The organism is Paenibacillus vandeheii (assembly GCF_030433635.1).
In the GTDB taxonomy this organism is placed as follows: domain Bacteria; phylum Bacillota; class Bacilli; order Paenibacillales; family Paenibacillaceae; genus Paenibacillus; species Paenibacillus vandeheii.
Window position 1 is genome coordinate 369,767 of record NZ_JAROCD010000004.1, and the last position, 17,398, is coordinate 387,164.

The following is a 17,398-nucleotide window of genomic DNA, read 5'->3' on the forward strand; positions in this document are numbered from 1 at the left end:
GAATACAGGATGAAAAAAAAGGGATGGCTACGCGTTACTTCACTTCTCGCCATGCTGATTCCAGTCATCGTGGCCAGCACTCTGAGCGGTTGTGATCTGCAATCCGTTCAGCAGACCTCAACGGAAACACAACAGACCGAGTCGGGCTCCAGTACTCCACGTTACCGAATTTCATGGACCCTGCATCAGAATCTTTCGGTGCCCGAAAATGCTGAAATGCTAAAGTACGTGGAGGATAAGTTCAACGTCGATCTGGATGTGTGGAACCTAGAGAACAACAAATATGAAGCACTGCTCGACATGAAGCTGGCCCAAGGCGAAATTCCCGATCTGTTCCGCATCCGTCAGCCGCAGGACCTGCTGAAATACCAGCAGCAAGGACTGCTGGCCGAGATTCCACTGGATACGCTTAACACGTATGCTCCAAACCTGATGCGAGCCATTCGAGAGAATGCACCCGCTTATCAAAACTCCGGGATAATCGACGGCATATCCTATGGCATCCCTGTCATTAACCCAACCAATATCTATCGGAGTCCAGTCGTTTTTCGGCAGGATTGGCTGGCGAAACTGGGCCTGTCGGTACCACAAACGTTAGCCGATTTCGAAAAAGTAATCTATGCCTTTACCAACGATGACCCCGACGGTAATGGTATTAAGGATACCTACGGTTTGTCCAGCGAAGGGATGAACGTTGTGTTTGGCGCCTTCGGTCAGATTGTCTTCGCAGATCAGCTCTATTTCAGTGATAAGAACGGGAAGAAGGTCATCGGCGCGCTGCAGCCGGAAATGAAGGAAGCTCTTCACTATTTGCGCAAATGGTATCAGGACGGCGTGATTGATCCCGAGTTCATCACCGGAGAGAATAAGGGTGGCTATAAGCACTTGTCCCACGCCTTTATTAACGGCAGGATTGGCATGACTTCCATGGGCAATTACTACCACTGGATTCAGGAGGCTGATTACCTGGAGTGGAGCTACGATGAATATGGACATGCCGTGGAGACTCCAGTTCAATCCACCTTTAACGTGAAGGAACTGGTAGCCAAGAATCCTAATGCTCGTGTTGTATTGAGCAGGCCTTTCACCGGACCATATGGTCAACGCGGCTCCAGAGCCTACGATATGTTAATGAGCTTCACCGCCATCGGTGCCGATGCCGTCAAGGAGCCGGGCAAGCTGGAAACCATACTACAGATCCTGGATTACGTTAGCGCGAACCCTGACCCGGATGAAGCAGCCACAATGACCTTCGGCATACAGGGTAAGCATTGGACGAGAGCCAAAACTCATTCGCAGGATATCATCATCCTGCCTCCGTATGACACCATGTTTAGCTATCAGAATCTAATTGGCGCTAATCTCGGTATGACCATTCCGCTAAAACAGACCGCACAGCGCGAACAATGGGCCTCGACTCTTGGGCTGGACAAGGACGGCATCTACAACGAGCTTGAGGTGGCGACACCCTCCCTGATCAAGAGCGGCCCGGAATTGATTAAGCTGAAGAACAAGGCTTACATCGCCTTTATCACTGGGGAGAGGCCGTTGAGTGAATTTGATGATTTCGTCCAGGAATTTATGGAATCAGGCGGAGCAGAAGTGTTGAAAGAAGCGAATGAGTGAAGGACACAAGTGTAATTCATTCTCTAGACAGTTTAATTCCGGCAATCGTCACTCATAAACCAAAAAAAGAGCAGCTCTCCGCTGCTCTTTTCTGTCTACGCCTCTGTATTCACATGTGATCGACTTAAGCCAAATATTCCGCCATAATCTGCCCGATATCGAATGGGGTAATCCCTTGCTCCACCGAATAAATCGTATCCGCCTGTTCTATCGTGTCCACCAGTTCACCTCGGGCCTTGGCATGAAGCGTGAACAAGTCGTACAGGTCCGGTTTACGCAACGTAGTCAGAGCTTTACCCATCAGGACCATCCCTTTTTGATTGCCTTCGACATTATTGTAGTAATCCGGGTGTCTGGTGAGCGCCAGATCGGTCCAGATTACCGTACGCTCCACCAGATCCATAATGACGGGAATCGCAATCTGCGTATCCGCAGTAATATCGATTTTGTTAGCCACTGTGGACGGCTCGAAAATCTCCCCGGAACCCGGCTTCTTCCGCATCATCCAGCCCACAAAACACTCCGGCAAATCGCAATACGGATGACTCGTAAAGGAAAGCAGACTCGCCACCACATAACGTCCGCCATAAGCAACGATCGACGGAATATGCAGGTCAATGAACTCACTTGCGCCATGAGGCGCTGTCACGATATCCCCGCTGTGAACGGCCTGGTACTTGAATGAACGCAGATTCGTATAGGAGATATGCTCCACATAGTTCCAGTTCTCATCGTACATCACCGCAGATAGATCGATATCCACGCGCCCCGTTGCTTGACCATTCATGGTCCCTTCCTTCCACCAGTTGAAGAAACGAATCGTATCTCCTTGCGCCATCGGCACCCGGCTTCCCCGTACAATCGTATGAAGAGCCTTGCTCGCCGATCTTTGGGAAAAGGGCACCAGATAATCATGGAGCTGCGGATCGACATACGTCTTTCCAAGCGAAGGAAGGGCTGCAAAACGCTGCACCAGCGCCTGTTCACACATCTGCACAACGTCGAGACAAATGCCATCGTCTATCTTCGAAAGCTGATTCGGAACAGCAAAAGCTTTCGCTACATTGCCTTTCGGGAAAAATACACGCAGATCCTGCGGCTCATTACGCTGGGCAAAATGCTGTTTTACCTGCAACAATACCGGGGTTGATACGTGCTCCAGAATTTCACTGAACGCCAGCAATACATATTCCTTATCCGTGGTAGAGCGCAACAAGTGATCCAATCTTCTCGCAAATTCACCCGGGCGCTGCTTCAACAGCTCAATCAGACTCCACACATTCTGGTATTGAAAGGCAAGCTCCACACTCCGGTTAAAGGTCGTAAACGGCTTGTTATTCCGCAAAAGATCAAAAGCTTCCTCGCATCGCGGGTACCGCAGCTTATATTCCGAAGGATGCAGAATTTCGCCCAGACGAATCCAGCGATCCTTGTAACGGAGCATATCTTCCGTAATCGAACCGCATTGTTCCAGGAGACCAAGCAGCAGTCGTCTCTCACGCCGCTTGAATTTTCGGAAAGGTGAAGCCACAGCCAGGCTGACATCACCATCCGACCAGGCCACGGCGAGACGCAGGACGTCGGTTGCCGTTCTGAAATATGGACAGATCCGGTCGATATGGGCCTTTTCGTGCTTCAATAATGAAGCCACCACGAACCCCACATTTTCCTTGAACGGAATCTCCGCTGGCAACAGCGCATCCACTTCATCCGGTTCCGAATGCTCCAGCACCGTATCGATATCTGCTTTGTCTGTCTCCGAGATGGAGCCCTTCGCTTCGATCAGTTGGCGCATGAGCGTCTGGAAGTCTGCCTTGTTGCCGAGGCCAATGACTTTCAGGTTTACTTTGTCCAGCAAAGGCACTCTTTCCACGGGTTCACGATTTGGATATATCAGGGTCAGATAATGAAGGATGGCGTTCAGGTAGAGCTCCACCTCATCTTCCTCCATCACCTGCGTTGGAAATCCAGGGTACATCGGTTTGTAGTCCACATGCGCGCCGACCATGATTCTCAGATCAGCCACAACCTGGGCAACCAATGCTTCAAACTGTTCCTTGGATAACGTTCGCACGGCTTGCATCAACTCATCCGAGAACGTGTAGCCAAGCGTTTCTATATTTTTAAGGGCAGTCGCCAAATAAATCTTCGGCAGCTGTTTCTCCCCTTGTTCTTGCTCGATCATGAGTTTGTTCGCTCTGCGCAAATAGATGGTATTGTTCATGATAAAAGAGTCCAGGAAAGCCATATCCCTACAATTGGTGGTCTGCTGTAGAAGGAAGGAATATGATAGCCTGGACGCCTCCTCTCTGAATTGAGATCTTCAGGAAAGCGGCAACCCTAAGTTCGCCAATGAAGTTAGAAGGAAGGATCGCCATAGCCTGAAGGGCAAAGGTCCGAAGTTCGTGACCCGAACCTTTGATGAACCCATCATCTCAGATTCCACGTTCTCCCAACAGGGCGAAAGTATTACGACTGGTTAAATTAAAGGGAATGCTCTGACTTGCGTGGAGTAGTTCTGAAAAGAAGAGCAGCATACAACTGAAGGTCATTTTAAAAAAAGAGCTAAGCTCGGTTTTTAGCCGACTTAGCTCTTTATCACACCTACTATAGAAGAGGAAACATACAGCTCGTTACATCCGAACGACTGATTTCTCAGCCGTCAGCCCGAGCACCCGAGCGGTTGAAGCATGGACTTGGTTTAGAAGATCGAGGTTCTCTACAAGTGATTTACCATAGGAAGGAACCATTTCCTTGATCTTTGGCTCCCACGCATCCATATGCTGCGGGAAGCACTTCTGGAGGATCTCCAGCATGACATGAACAGCAGTCGATGCACCCGGTGAAGCTCCGAGCAATGCCGCAATCGAACCATCCGCCGCAGTGACTACCTCCGTGCCGAATTGAAGCGTTCCTTTGCCGCCTTGGGCCGTGTCCTTAATCACCTGCACACGCTGGCCCGCCAGCACCATATCCCAATCCTCGCTCTTGGCGTCAGGAACAAAGTCACGCAATTCGGCCATACGTTGTTCCTTGGATAACATGAGCTGTTGGATCAGGTATTTCGTTAATGAAATTTCTTTGACGCCTGCCGCAAGCATCGTGAGCAAGTTGTGCAGCTTCACGGACGTAATCAGATCAGCATTGGAGCCCGTCTTTAAGAATTTTGGTGAGAATCCGGCAAACGGTCCAAATAATAGCGATTTTTGATTCTCAATAAATCGGGTATCCAAATGCGGGACAGACATCGGTGGAGCACCCACCGAAGCTTTACCATATACTTTGGCATGGTGCTGCTCCACGACTTTCGGGTTTTTGCACACCATGAAGATGCCGCTCACCGGGAAGCCGCCAATATGTTTGCCTTCTGGAATGCCGGATTTTTGCAGCAAGTGCAAGCTTCCGCCACCCGCACCGATGAAAACGAATTGCGCGGTGTGTCGTTCGACGGTCCCGCTCTTCAGATTTTTCACGGCTAATTCCCAAGATCCATTGCTTGTGCGTTTCATATTCTTCACGCTATGTTGGTAGTGGATATCCACGTTTTGTTTCTTCAAGTGTTCCATTAGCATACGCGTTAAAGCACCAAAGTTAACATCCGTACCGGAGTCAATTTTGGTGGCTGCAATCGGTTCATTGCCCGTGCGGTTTTTCATCATCAGCGGAATCCATTCCGCCAGTTTTTTCTTATTATCCGAGAATTCCATGCCCACGAACAACGGATGTTTTGCTAACGCTTCAAAGCGTCTTTTTAGAAACAGGACATTCTGCTCTCCATGTACATAACTCAAATGAGGAAGCGGCATAATGAAGTCCCGCGGATTACGAATCAGATTGCTTTTGACGAGATAGGACCAAAATTGCCTTGAGATTTGAAAATGCTCATTCACCGTAATGGCTTTGCTAATATCTACGGATCCGTCTGGTCGTTCAACGGTATAGTTAAGTTCGCACAATGCAGAATGCCCGGTTCCGGCATTATTCCATTCGTTGGAGCTTTCCTCCCCCGCACTGGCGAGCTTCTCAAAAACCTTAATATTCCAGTCTGGTGCCAATTGTTTAAGCAAAGTTCCCAAAGTTGCACTCATAATTCCGGCACCAATCAAGATAACATCTGTACTCGTTTGTCCCTGGCTCATGTCTACCGTCCTTATATCCTATATTTGCCAAAAGGATGTAAGCGTTATCGATTTGGCATTGCAGCAAGCCCCATTCTTGAACAGGCCCGCCCCTTCTCTGAATGAATATAACCTTGATCTAGTGTATCAATAATATGGGTCAATTTAAATATGCAATTTGAAGATATTTGCTATTCCCTCAGTATACGCTAGTTTATGTCAGATAGATAACCCGGTTATAGGGCTGAAAGATTAATTTGTTCAATAAAAAGAGACAATTCTGGTTGCGTGGCCTGAATTGTCTCTAAAAGGTGAGCGCGGTGCTACGTATGAGATCACAATTTAAGAGTTTATCAACTAAAAATTTTTTTCTAAGTTGCCTTTATATGGATGTAAACTTGAATAGACGTACATCATTATATTTTTGTGAAATTAAATCGGTCTATACTCTTCTTTATTTTGTTCACTCACTCATTTACAAGCTTATTAACTTTCTTAGCAGTAAGTATCCCAGGGTACGATGTCTCCAGATTATCATAAAAAATTTCTATCTCGTCGCCAATTGCAAATTGGGATATATTTACACCACTAACCCAATATACTTCACTATATTTGTTTGATTTAATTAATTTATTTGTATCTTCATCAAGATCATCTGATATCAAACCACTTACTACAAGGATTCTATTATTATCTTGGTCAATCTCTTTTACAGATCCTTGAATTCTTTGACTACCAGAATTAGAAATGGTACAGGCGCTCAATAAACATAGAGTGAAACATATTAGCAAAATCTTACTTAATTTCACATTAATGTACCTCCTATTTATTTCAATAAGGGTTCTACATCGAGTTTGCTCAAAACATTACTTATATGAGAATATACCCCGTCGCTACCTATATAACCTTTATTTATACCCTTTAATATTGTACTGTAATATACCGGTCCTCCACTATCTCCAGGAACAGTAGAATAAGTAGCCGTTCTTAAACCAGTAAAATTGACCCCATTAAAAGTTGCAGAAGTAGCTTTACTTTTTAACACACCACATGATACAGGATTAGTAGCTGTGGATGCCCCTGAAAGACAAGTCATTTCTCCAACAAATTCATTGTTAGTACCTTGTACCAGATCAAAGTATCCTCCTCTTGAGGCACTTGTGTATAAATCATTGCTATATGATAAAGATGACAAGCCTATTGTAGCTGCATCTACATTCCCACTATTATACCTGGCCCCCATTGTACCGATGCTGTTTGATCCTTGTTTGAAACTATTACCAGCAGTCCCGCAATGACCTGCTGTAATGACGAAATTAGAGCTGGTTGTACGTGCTTTAGCCAAGAAACCAATTGTGCATCCGCCACCAGTGTTTGTATTGGTAATGTTAATTCCAGCTTGTAAAGGATTAAATGTCGTATTTCTATCATGGTTCAGAGTAGTTCTAGCTTCTCTAATTAGTAACATCTCTGAGTTGAAAGTATCTTCTAGAAATTTTCTTTTTTCTTCATTTAGCTCTTCTACGCCAACCTCGACTTTTTGCTCCGGGACATTTACTACAAGTTCAGTTATTCTCACACCATTGAAATCTTGATTTAAGTAACTAATAAGATTGTCATGAAATTCATTCAAGTCCTGCTCTGAATATTTCGTCACAAAAAAGTGTACACGATTCCCATCATAACCATAGATTTTTTCAATGTTTAATTTAAAATTTTCTTCATTATCTAAATTCTTAATTCCTACATTTAAAACACCTCCTGACTTTTGATCTATATATGCTATAACATTTTCGTAACCGCCATTTACCTCAATAAACTCATCTACAAGTGGTAAGGTTTTAGATTGATGGACAATTCTTGAGGATAACTGCTCTTCTTCTATTTTAGAAAGTTTTATACCAAATTTATTTCCATTATCTGAGTCGCCCAGTGATAGTGTATTGATACTGATTGCTCCGAGGCCGAATTCGTCTCTGAATTTGAATTCTTTTAAGTTATTATAATTTTTGGCATCTACTACAGAGAAACCTGAGTTACTATTTTCTAGATTATTACCTTGCGCATAAGTTGCTCCTGTTAGAAAAAAAGGAGTAGAAAGAACAAATATACCTGCTAATTTTAAAATTTTTTTCATTAATATTAAACCTCCCATTATCTCGTATTATTATTTTCTAACTAAAATCATAAAACACATTGCTACATAACATTTAGAAAAATTAAATTTCTGATCCTCCTTTAAAATAAAGAACAACTCAAAAATATAAAAGTTTTCCTTTTTTAAAATTTTTATCTAGAAAATAAACTTATATATTCATTACCTTTTAAAAACGTCCGATACCGCCCAATCTGCTCCTCCGTCGCATCTTCCCGCAGCAATTCCCATAGTGACGCGCATTTTTTGAAATATCGATTCATCTCAAGCTCATCCGCTAACCTGATTGCCTGCAAAATGAACTCCACCGCTTTCTTTTGCCTTCCCATGCATTGTTCGTATAAAGCTCGGTAATAACAATAATGGTACATATCTGCGTTGTTTGAAGAATCTAATTTCACACCAACACCCTGAACCTGATTCGCAAACATATGTAAAACTCGATCAATCTGCCAACGATACCGAAGCGCTGCCTCCACAATCGTTCTTAGACCTGCTATACATTCCTCTGGATACTCTAGCAGAAAATTCACATACTCCTCCAGCAGCTCTGAATGCCCCACTTCAATCTCCAACGCATACCGATTCACCTGCGCTCGATGCCTAAACTCCTGCACTACCTGCATTCCCGCATCATCCAGCTCTTCCATCCACCCTAGCTCTGCATATTGGTCAATACACGCCCGCGCTTGATCCACCTGCCCCATCTTCTGGTGAGCCATGCCCCGCATTTGGAGACTGAACCCGTGATAATAGATCAATGGATGCTCAGTATGGATGTATGGTAAAGGTAATCGCTTGGTCAGATGCTCCTGCCGCTCTTCATGGATGCACTCAACACACTGGTACAAAACGTCCGCCGTCTCCATCACTTTGCTCCAATTTTCAAAAGCAACAGCCATGTCCAACATTTCAACAATGATGTCCGGTTTGAGTGATTTTAGGATAGATGATCGCAAAAAGAAGCCTCCTTTAGTAGTAAGTATAAAGTTTTTAATTACTTCTCTAGAGTAATGATTAACCCTTATTATACTACTTAAAATACGTAAATAACACCATTATTGCTATATATTATAGCCTGACTTTTCTACCTCATCTTATCTAAGCTTATTAAAGAGGTGATTTAATTGTCAGAGTTACGCCAAATGATTGGTACAAGAATTAGAGCTGTTCGAAATACTAAAGGACTTACTCAACAAAAACTGGCAGATGTTGCTGGTTTAGATTATAGATATATTGGAGCATTAGAAAGAGGCGAAAGAAACTTTTCCATTGATACTCTGGAAAAAGTTCTTAACGCCTTGGATGTAGATATTATTGAACTAATACCTAATACATTGAAGAATCAAACAAGCATAAAACAAGAAGCTATTGATAGCTTCATTTTTGGGTTAGGGAATCTATCTAATGACCAGATAAAAACTATACAAAAAATAAACACTGATATATTTAATTTACTTTAGGTGTTAGAAGGATTGTCGATTGAATAATTTAAAATATCATGAACTGATATTCTAAATGACTTACCATTAGCATTTATTCCTCTTAAAAAAATATAAGAATAAAAATCTTCTGATTTCAAAATTTCTTCCGCTTCCAATAAACTCTTATTAGAAATCGGAGTGATATAGAAACCAGAATAAGGAATAGTATCTTTATTTGCACTATAGACTTTAATCTCATTTGTAATAACTGAAGACATTATTAATTTATCCTGATTTAAATAAGCTAGGGCCTGACTTCTACCGTATTCATACCATTTTGCGGATTTATCTATTTTTCTTTCCTTTAATTTTTTTTCATTATTCAAAAGATAAGCATAGGCACCAGGAAATTTAGTGGAGAATTCTTCTTCTTCATATCTCACAAGCTTTCCCTCTTTTGAGTATGAATAAGGAAATATTATATACTCTTCACGTTTTAATGAATAACTTCTAGAACTTGCTGCCGAACGAAGTGCTCCTTTTTCGATTTTATAGCCATTAAGTTCGATATAATTTTTATCTTGAATTAAGATCTCATCTTGATTAATAACAAATGCAGAATTAAGTAGTGTTGCTACACTATTAGAAACTTTATAAAAATCACTAAATTTATGCTGTCTATTTTTTTCTTCACTAAACTCATTAGAATTAAACAACCATTTATCTCCTAACGAAGATTTATCTATTACTTTAGATATCTTATTATCTACATCAAAGTAGTTCAGAGTAGGAAATTTTTGGTTTTTATTTATACAGATGATTGCAGGTGAAGTCAGTACATTATCAAATACGATACTCTCCTTATAATCATATATAACTTCTAGTGAGCTTAGCATAATGTTTCTAAGCTCTTTTGCGTACACATTTTTAAATATACTATTCGGTATAATATACGTCATCTTTCCTTTTATACCAAGTGAATGAATGCTTTTTTCAATAAAAGCATAGCAATAGTCAAATTTACCCTTACTGCAAGATGTGTAGTTTTGCTTTAAATAAGCCCTTTCATCCTCTTCCAATCTTTGGTACATAATATATGGGGGGTTACCAACAATGTAATCAAACTTCTTCATTGGTGCTTTAAGGTAATCAGTATCATGAATATTCCAATTAACATTTTCAACTCCGTATTCTAATGCAACATTATTTAAATTCTGCAAACATACTTCAAGGACTTGAGGATCAATTTCAAAACCTGTAATATACTTTTCTAAGTCTGAAGCTATATCTTTCAAAGGATACTGTTCATTCAATGCAGCTTCAATATATCTCTTGACAACACCAACCAGAATATTTCCATCTCCACATGAGTTTTCCAGTATAGTTTTTTTTAAGATATTTACTCCGAGATAATCTATAGTATCTAACAATTTCTCAACGTACTCACTAGGAGTAAATACTTGACATCTCTTATTCATAGTACCCACCATTCAATGCCAACGTGAAGATTTAATAAATCTTCCTTCGCTTGCTCTCAATTTTATAGATAAGCCTCTCAACTTCACTTATTATACTGTCACCCTCATACTTGTCACAAAAATCCTTCATCTCCATTAATAGATAATCAAGCCTTTTTAATTGGCTCCCCAACTTAAGTTTCCCATAAAACTCCTTTACTGCTTCATTACTCTTATACTTAGGGCTAACAATTATTGAATATTCCTCAGTACGTTCAAAGACTTCTCGCAAAAACTCATTATCTGGATGTAAGACTTCAAAATCCGCTTCTTCACAATAGAAATTTGTTTTTGCTCTATTGCACATCTGACAACTGCTAACTAAATTTTCAATTGCATTTAATTTATCAGCTGTGTGCCCCAGATCTAATTGTATAACAGATATTGGGATTACATGATCTACTTCAAATCTTGAAGAATCAACCACCTGTGTACTTAAGCCACAATAAGCGCATTTTTCAAAATATAGTTCTCTAAAAACCAGGTTAAATTTATTAGTTCTATTCTTTATATGACTATATATGTTTCGTACTCTAGGGTGCTCTAATCTAAGTTTTCTTAGAAAGTTAGCTTTCCTCTCACCTATAGTAAAATCATAATAATTAAGCGATGTGTTTCTATAATCTTTGATTTTAATTAAATTAGTCTTCATATGTTATTTTGACCTCATTGAATAATTTAATAAGTTCATCTAGATCCTCTTTTTCAAATAAAGCAGAGTCTCTAAGACCTAAAATCGTAGACTGTATTGTACCAACAAGAACAGAATCAACCTCATCTTCTTCCTCTAACTGATCTATTACTTTGTACTCTTCTATAAGAGCTATAATATTCTGTTTTATAATAGGTTCTAAAATTTCATCATAATGATCTTTGAATTTTACATCAGACCAGTGAGATTGATACTTCTGAACTGTCAATGAATCTTCATCAGAATAATTTTGACTAATTACTATTGTCTTAATGAACGGGAGAATCTGTTTTAAAATCACTTTAAACTGTTCCCCAGTAAATTTACTTAAATTAGAGTTTTCGTTTTCAAACAATCTCGAATCAATTACAATAATATTTGCTTTATTTATTGAATCGTTTTTCAGAAGAGTCTTGTAAGTATCTTCTTTTTCAAATGTATATTCATCGTAGTACAAACTATAATCACTAGAATTCGTTCGATTGTATTCATCACAATATTCATTTAAATACCTTGCCAATATAGGGTCAATTCTATCATCAATGTAGAAAATAGTTATGCATCTCTTCATAATATTCATCATCCTTTTAAATTAAAATAAATATGAAATCCATTATCACTGCGGATCTCTGTAACATTTCCTCCATACATATGTAATGTGTTACTGACGATCCACATCCCTAAACCATGTCCATCTCTTCTAGAAGTTTCATGTACTTCAAGAATCCTTTTAGGATCTTTTATATATTTTTTATTTAGCCCTGTCCCATTATCACTATATTTGAACTGTAAGAGACCATCGGATGAAGCCACTTCTATCGTTATAGTGAGTTTATCCTTCATCTCATTATGTTGGATACTATTTAATATTAAATTATCAAATATAACATCTAAGACATCACTTGATAATTTATACTTGTTTTGCACTTCATTTTTGGAAATTATATCAATTGTTAACCAATCGTATTCTTTAATCCAGGTCTTAATTATTGTATCTAAAGCACCTTCAACAGACTCAATTTCCGAGTTGAATTTCTCCTTTTCTATTTTATTCAATATTACATCTAGAAAGGCTATCAACCGTTTGTTTACATCTTCAAGATTTCTTAATGTCAGCGGCACATTTTTATATGAAATTCGTGTGTACTCTTCTGAATTTAACTCTTCCCAAAAACCAAATTCCTCAAGAGCATTAACAACATCCTTGTATCCGGACACAAGTATATTTCTTTTGTTGTGTAACTCGTGGGAAATTGAACTCGCTCTCAACCCTTGAGTGGCTAATACATTCAAGATCCTGACATCATATTTAAATTGCTGCTCATTTTCCTTATGTTCCTTAGCTTTCTCTTTAACTTCTCGTTGGATATCTTTTATTTCCTCTGCTAAAAAAGAAAGCTCTTCATTTGACATGTTTGTTGCTCTTGAAGGTTTTTTCAAGAATTCTCGTAATTTCTTTTTATCTTCATTGCTATCTTTTTTCTCTATATTTCGATTTTTATCTATTTTTCTAATGATATCTTGACGATATTTTTCAAATTTACTTATTCCATATAAGATTATTTCTCTGAATACTTGATAGTATTCATCCTCTTCTAAACCTTGTCTATTAGCCATATCCTTTAAATTTTTATTTTCCTCTTTATCTATTATAACTTCACCAAAAATTTGGTTTTTTCTAACTCTCCAACTCCCTGTTGGGTGTGTAGCAGCCGCCGGTGACCTGATTGCTCTAGAGGAAATATCTAGCCAATCTTTTTTCCCTTCAAGCGATGAAATACTAAAATTATTTCTATATAATATTATTCCTGTTCCATCATTTGATAAATTGTTGTATTTGTACAAATACTTTTCAAAAGAATCTGCTGGGATTCTCTCTAATCCAAAGTATAATTCTGCTGAAAAGCTCCCCAATTCAGAAAGATATGTTTTTAAATCCTCTGTGCTGTGCGGAATTTCCTCTTCTATGTTGAATCTATCAGAAAAATTATTGGGAGAGGTAGGGGTGATTAATTCAGCTACTTCCTGCTTAAATTCGTCAGACTCTACATCAACTGATAATTCCATTAATTTGCTGTTGTATTTCAAAATTACTTTAGCTGAATAGTGTTCTCCTCTTTTTAAACTTTCGAATGTAGGTTGTATAACATAAGTTTCACTCCCAAAGTGTATAGTTACAATCATTTTCTTACTCTTATAAGCTCTTCTAAAAAAACCTACCAAGTCGTTTATGTCTTTCTGGCGCCATCTATCCCTTAATTCTGAAATTTCTATTGTAGTTCCCTTCTTAAAATCTACTTCCGTATCGTTAATACTTGAGTAATTCCAATTCGTTGCCCAGAGCACCGCTACTCCATCTTCTACTTTAGAAGTAACACGTGCATTATCACCAAGTCTAGCTAAAGCAAACCTACCTACCCCTTTTGAACCAGCAAGTACCCTACCATCATCTTCCCGTCTATATCCTTTGGTACTTCTCCCCACATGTAACCATTTATTCTGTATATCCTCAGAGTTCATGCCATCTCCATAATCAATTATCTTAATACAATCAGAATTTATGTAGATATCACAAACTTTTGAACCTGCATCATGACAATTTTTCATAAGCTCAAATACAGCTGATTCTTTATTGCTAAAATTTTGCCTACCTAGTAATTCTGCAAGTTCTCTATCTTCAATCGTAAATTTAGTTTCTTCCATATAACCTACACCTCATCCCTTCTATGTTCTTTAAAAACTCTAATGTAAAAAACAATATATTGAAATAATTTTAGTGAAAGCCAAACTATAAATATATTTTAACATAATTTCAATTATCCATATGTTGAATTCTAGATGCCTCTTTGATAATTCCTTTACTTTTTAATAATTACTTTTCTCAAACAACTCCACGCTCAAACTCCCCAAACTCAATCCGATTACGCCCATTCTGCTTTGCTTGATACAACGCCTTATCTACCGCAGCGAACAGCTGAATCAAATACCCCTCCGGATTGTCCGGTACATGCTCACATTCAAAATCCTCAATAGACAAAATCCCTATGCTAATCGTAATGGACACCTCTTCGATCTCATGATCCACCACAATGAGGTTCGACTCCACCGCTAATCTCACACGTTCCGCTATTTGTTGGGCTAACTGGCGTTCGGTATGCGGAAGGTAGATCATGAACTCTTCCCCGCCATATCGCGTTAGAATATCGGTACTCCGAATGGATTCTTTGACGGCCTGAGCGGTGCGTTGCAGCACTTCATCCCCGATGACATGTCCGTAGCGATCATTGATCGCTTTGAAGTAATCAATATCCAGCAGTATGAGTGAAAACGGCGTTTTATATTGAATATTGGTGATGACCTCGTGATTCAGGTGTTGGGTCAGGTAACGGCGGTTGTAGCAGTTGGTTAGACTGTCCGTTAGAGCGAGTTCCTCCAGCTTGCGATTGGCCTCGGACAACTCCAGACGAATACGATCCAGGGCATGATTACGCTCCTGAAGCGTCTCATTCTGCCGATTCATTTCTTTGACATAGAAGCGCTCTTGAGAGACATCCTGGAACGTAAGGATATGACCAATAGGTTTACGAGAAGAATCCACAATCGGAGACGATTGGAGAATATAATGACGCATAATGTCTCGCTGCGTGATAATTTCAATTTGAGACAGGATATTGTCCTTTTGCTTATACTGATCCAGAAACGTCTGACTGCTGCCCTCTACACGAACAGAATTCAGAAATGCTGCCATATCAAAAGAATCCCCCACATGCAGATCCATGAAGGATCGGGAGGCTTTGTTCAATTCAATAATCATCTCATTCTCATCCAATACAAGGATGCCGTAAGGAATGGTATTGATCACATCCTCATGGGCGATGGAAACGAGATCGAACACATTGTATCTTTTAATCACATAAACGAAGAAAAGGTCTGACAGGAAAATCCCCAGCGAAGTCAGTCCGGGAATGATGAATGGTAAATACGCTCTTAGAACTACATTAAGCAGAGCGTCGATGGTTGCAAAAACAGCCAGCACGAATATGCCCCATAGCGTAACTTTCACCTGGTTTTTAATCATGGTGGACGTTCGTGAAGAATAAAGTGCCCGGAACAAAATAAAGAGGGAAGCTACAAAGTAGCTCACGAGTACAGCCATGACAACCCAGAACCAGGGTCCATAGGCCCGCTCAACATAACCGCCTTCCAGCGGAGTTACAAACCAGCTCCATGGGTTCAGGACCACACCAATGGCTCCAATAACCGCGGGAATAAATAGCAGGAAAGATCTTATTTTGCCTAATCGCTCCGCCTCACCAGTAATAAAGATGGTAAGCAGCAGCCAACCGCCCCCGAGCAAGGAAACCGCGACAAAAGATAACGTAACATAGAACAACTGCAAGCCGGGATCATCCGTCAACGTACTCGCAAACTGACAGAATGGCCACAGCATCATCAACCCATGAAACAAAAAATAAACCTTATGTAAGTTCGTAATTCTAACTGTAGCAAAAACATATACGTATACAACAAACAATAGGACGAATAGAAAGAGATCATACCATACTAATGGGCTCACGAATCTTCTCCTTTTTGCATGCGACAACGAGGATAGTATTGAACTGGGGTATTTCATAACGCTGCTTACGCTAATGTGAACCTTCGATAAACCTATAAAAGATATCCTATACTACTGCTATTGGTTAAATTAACCACATCTTATCATACCGCTACTGGACTGAGTAGCCCATACAATGGCAATCCAGCCAACCTCTGATTGAATTTTGCGCTATTTTTGCGTTTTCGTGAAAGAATTTGAACGTTTGCATGCAAACCGGGAGGGAAGAAGACCTTGTTAGCTGTCGTAGGAGGTACGGAAATGCGTATATAGAGCCCTCCGTCACCGGACGGCCCACTCCTCATTCGTACATCGTTTCCAAAGGTAAATTGTCCGAGAACAAATCCGGAATATCTTCCAGCATGTCCGTGATTACTTCTGTCAACATCGCCGCATCGCATACTCTGACGACTGCATCACCAAGCTGCCCCTTACGCATTGCTCCTTTACGCTCAAGAACGTCATCCACTTTCCAAAAGTGCTCCGACCACGACAATCCGCAATGTCTACGTGAAGGTACCGAAATCTCGGTTCCATCGGGTAAAACTGTGCTTAACATCTCAGGCTCATCCGTTAACCTGCCCGGGATGTCCACCCATTCTTCGATGCCATGGATAAACGTGTTCCTCTTCAGATCAACGCCGACCAAAAGGATGGTTGCCTTCCGATCAAGCAGCTTACCCCAGGCGGAGCCTCTCGCGCACGGTGTATCATAAAGATGATCGTCCTTGGTAAATGCTTCGGCATCCCGTCCCAGAGCAGCTACCGAATGTGTAGGGTGCCAAGAACGTACTACGTCAGGCCGTTTGCGAAACAGCTCAGGCAGAATACCGACGCAGCAGGGTGAAGATTCCACGTGGAACATCGGGTTGTCTGCATTGATCGTGGACCATGTATGCGTTGGCAGCACCAGCAGTCCTTCCTTCATGTACTCGGTAAACGCATATAACACCGTATCCGCGCCGCCTTCGACTTCGCCCATGCTTTTCATGGAAGAGTGAACAAGCAGCGTTCCTTGGTCGTCGATACCGAGCTGGCGCAGTTGGTGGAGTAAACTTTCTTGGGTATGTATCATTAATGGATAACCTCCTTTGGGCTATTATAGCAAAATAGAGTGTAGACGACGGTACTAACATTATCCTTTGTCTTGGCGTGAGCACAAGATCCGTTTCGGCCGCATACCATGCGCCTCACAGCAAGAGAAAGGGCCGGGGAACCCCCCGGCCATAAGGAAAGAATTTGTATGAGTTCA

13 protein-coding genes are annotated in these 17,398 nt (G+C 40.7%); 2 read left to right on the forward strand and 11 right to left on the reverse strand.

What is annotated here, in order from left to right:
* The first annotated feature begins 9 nt into the window (after window positions 1-9).
* Window positions 10-1,626 (forward strand): type 2 periplasmic-binding domain-containing protein, encoded by a 1,617-nt coding sequence (locus P5G61_RS09670; protein ID WP_301246255.1) that lies wholly within the window; start codon window positions 10-12, stop codon window positions 1,624-1,626.
* A gap of 124 nt (window positions 1,627-1,750) precedes the next feature.
* Here P5G61_RS09670 and P5G61_RS09675 read toward each other — a convergent pair whose 3' ends face one another.
* The 5 genes from P5G61_RS09675 to P5G61_RS09695 form a co-directional block, all read right to left on the reverse strand.
* Window positions 1,751-3,850: a TerD family protein gene (locus P5G61_RS09675; RefSeq protein ID WP_301246256.1), complete on the reverse strand. Its 2,100-nt coding sequence runs from the start codon at window positions 3,848-3,850 to the stop codon at window positions 1,751-1,753.
* Window positions 3,851-4,259: 409 nt separating this feature from the next.
* The gene (locus tag P5G61_RS09680) at window positions 4,260-5,765 is read right to left on the reverse strand and encodes a malate:quinone oxidoreductase (RefSeq protein ID WP_024629610.1); all 1,506 of its coding nucleotides are present in this window, start codon (window positions 5,763-5,765) and stop codon (window positions 4,260-4,262) included.
* 446 nt (window positions 5,766-6,211) lie between these two features.
* Window positions 6,212-6,553 (reverse strand): DUF3221 domain-containing protein, encoded by a 342-nt coding sequence (locus P5G61_RS09685; protein ID WP_301246257.1) that lies wholly within the window; start codon window positions 6,551-6,553, stop codon window positions 6,212-6,214.
* A gap of 17 nt (window positions 6,554-6,570) precedes the next feature.
* The gene (locus tag P5G61_RS09690; RefSeq protein ID WP_301246258.1) at window positions 6,571-7,881 is read right to left on the reverse strand and encodes a S1 family peptidase; all 1,311 of its coding nucleotides are present in this window, start codon (window positions 7,879-7,881) and stop codon (window positions 6,571-6,573) included.
* A 152-nt stretch (window positions 7,882-8,033) separates the two neighbouring features.
* Window positions 8,034-8,858 (reverse strand): DNA-binding protein, encoded by an 825-nt coding sequence (locus P5G61_RS09695; protein WP_301246259.1) that lies wholly within the window; start codon window positions 8,856-8,858, stop codon window positions 8,034-8,036.
* Window positions 8,859-9,026: 168 nt separating this feature from the next.
* Here P5G61_RS09695 and P5G61_RS09700 point away from each other — a divergent pair, with 168 nt between their 5' ends.
* Complete coding sequence (locus P5G61_RS09700; RefSeq protein ID WP_301246260.1) at window positions 9,027-9,362, forward strand: helix-turn-helix domain-containing protein; 336 nt, start codon at window positions 9,027-9,029, stop codon at window positions 9,360-9,362.
* Here P5G61_RS09700 and P5G61_RS09705 read toward each other — a convergent pair.
* From P5G61_RS09705 to P5G61_RS09730, 6 genes are all read right to left on the reverse strand, one after another.
* Window positions 9,359-10,813, reverse strand: coding sequence for an Eco57I restriction-modification methylase domain-containing protein (locus P5G61_RS09705; RefSeq protein ID WP_301246261.1), 1,455 nt, complete (start codon window positions 10,811-10,813; stop codon window positions 9,359-9,361). The genes P5G61_RS09700 and P5G61_RS09705 overlap by 4 nt on opposite strands.
* 19 nt (window positions 10,814-10,832) lie before the next feature.
* Complete coding sequence (locus P5G61_RS09710) at window positions 10,833-11,492, reverse strand: HNH endonuclease (protein ID WP_301246262.1); 660 nt, start codon at window positions 11,490-11,492, stop codon at window positions 10,833-10,835.
* Window positions 11,482-12,102 carry a hypothetical protein gene (locus tag P5G61_RS09715; protein WP_301246263.1) on the reverse strand — a complete coding sequence of 207 codons (621 nt, stop codon included), beginning with the start codon at window positions 12,100-12,102 and terminating at the stop codon, window positions 11,482-11,484. Before P5G61_RS09715 ends, P5G61_RS09710 begins: the two co-directional genes overlap by 11 nt.
* A gap of 8 nt (window positions 12,103-12,110) precedes the next feature.
* Window positions 12,111-14,234 (reverse strand): sensor histidine kinase, encoded by a 2,124-nt coding sequence (locus P5G61_RS09720; RefSeq protein ID WP_301246264.1) that lies wholly within the window; start codon window positions 14,232-14,234, stop codon window positions 12,111-12,113.
* Between the two features lie 178 nt (window positions 14,235-14,412).
* Window positions 14,413-16,164, reverse strand: coding sequence for a histidine kinase N-terminal 7TM domain-containing diguanylate cyclase (locus P5G61_RS09725; RefSeq protein WP_301246265.1), 1,752 nt, complete (start codon window positions 16,162-16,164; stop codon window positions 14,413-14,415).
* Window positions 16,165-16,447: 283 nt separating this feature from the next.
* The gene (locus tag P5G61_RS09730; protein ID WP_435874111.1) at window positions 16,448-17,221 is read right to left on the reverse strand and encodes an AAC(3) family N-acetyltransferase; all 774 of its coding nucleotides are present in this window, start codon (window positions 17,219-17,221) and stop codon (window positions 16,448-16,450) included.
* Window positions 17,222-17,398 lie beyond the last annotated feature (177 nt).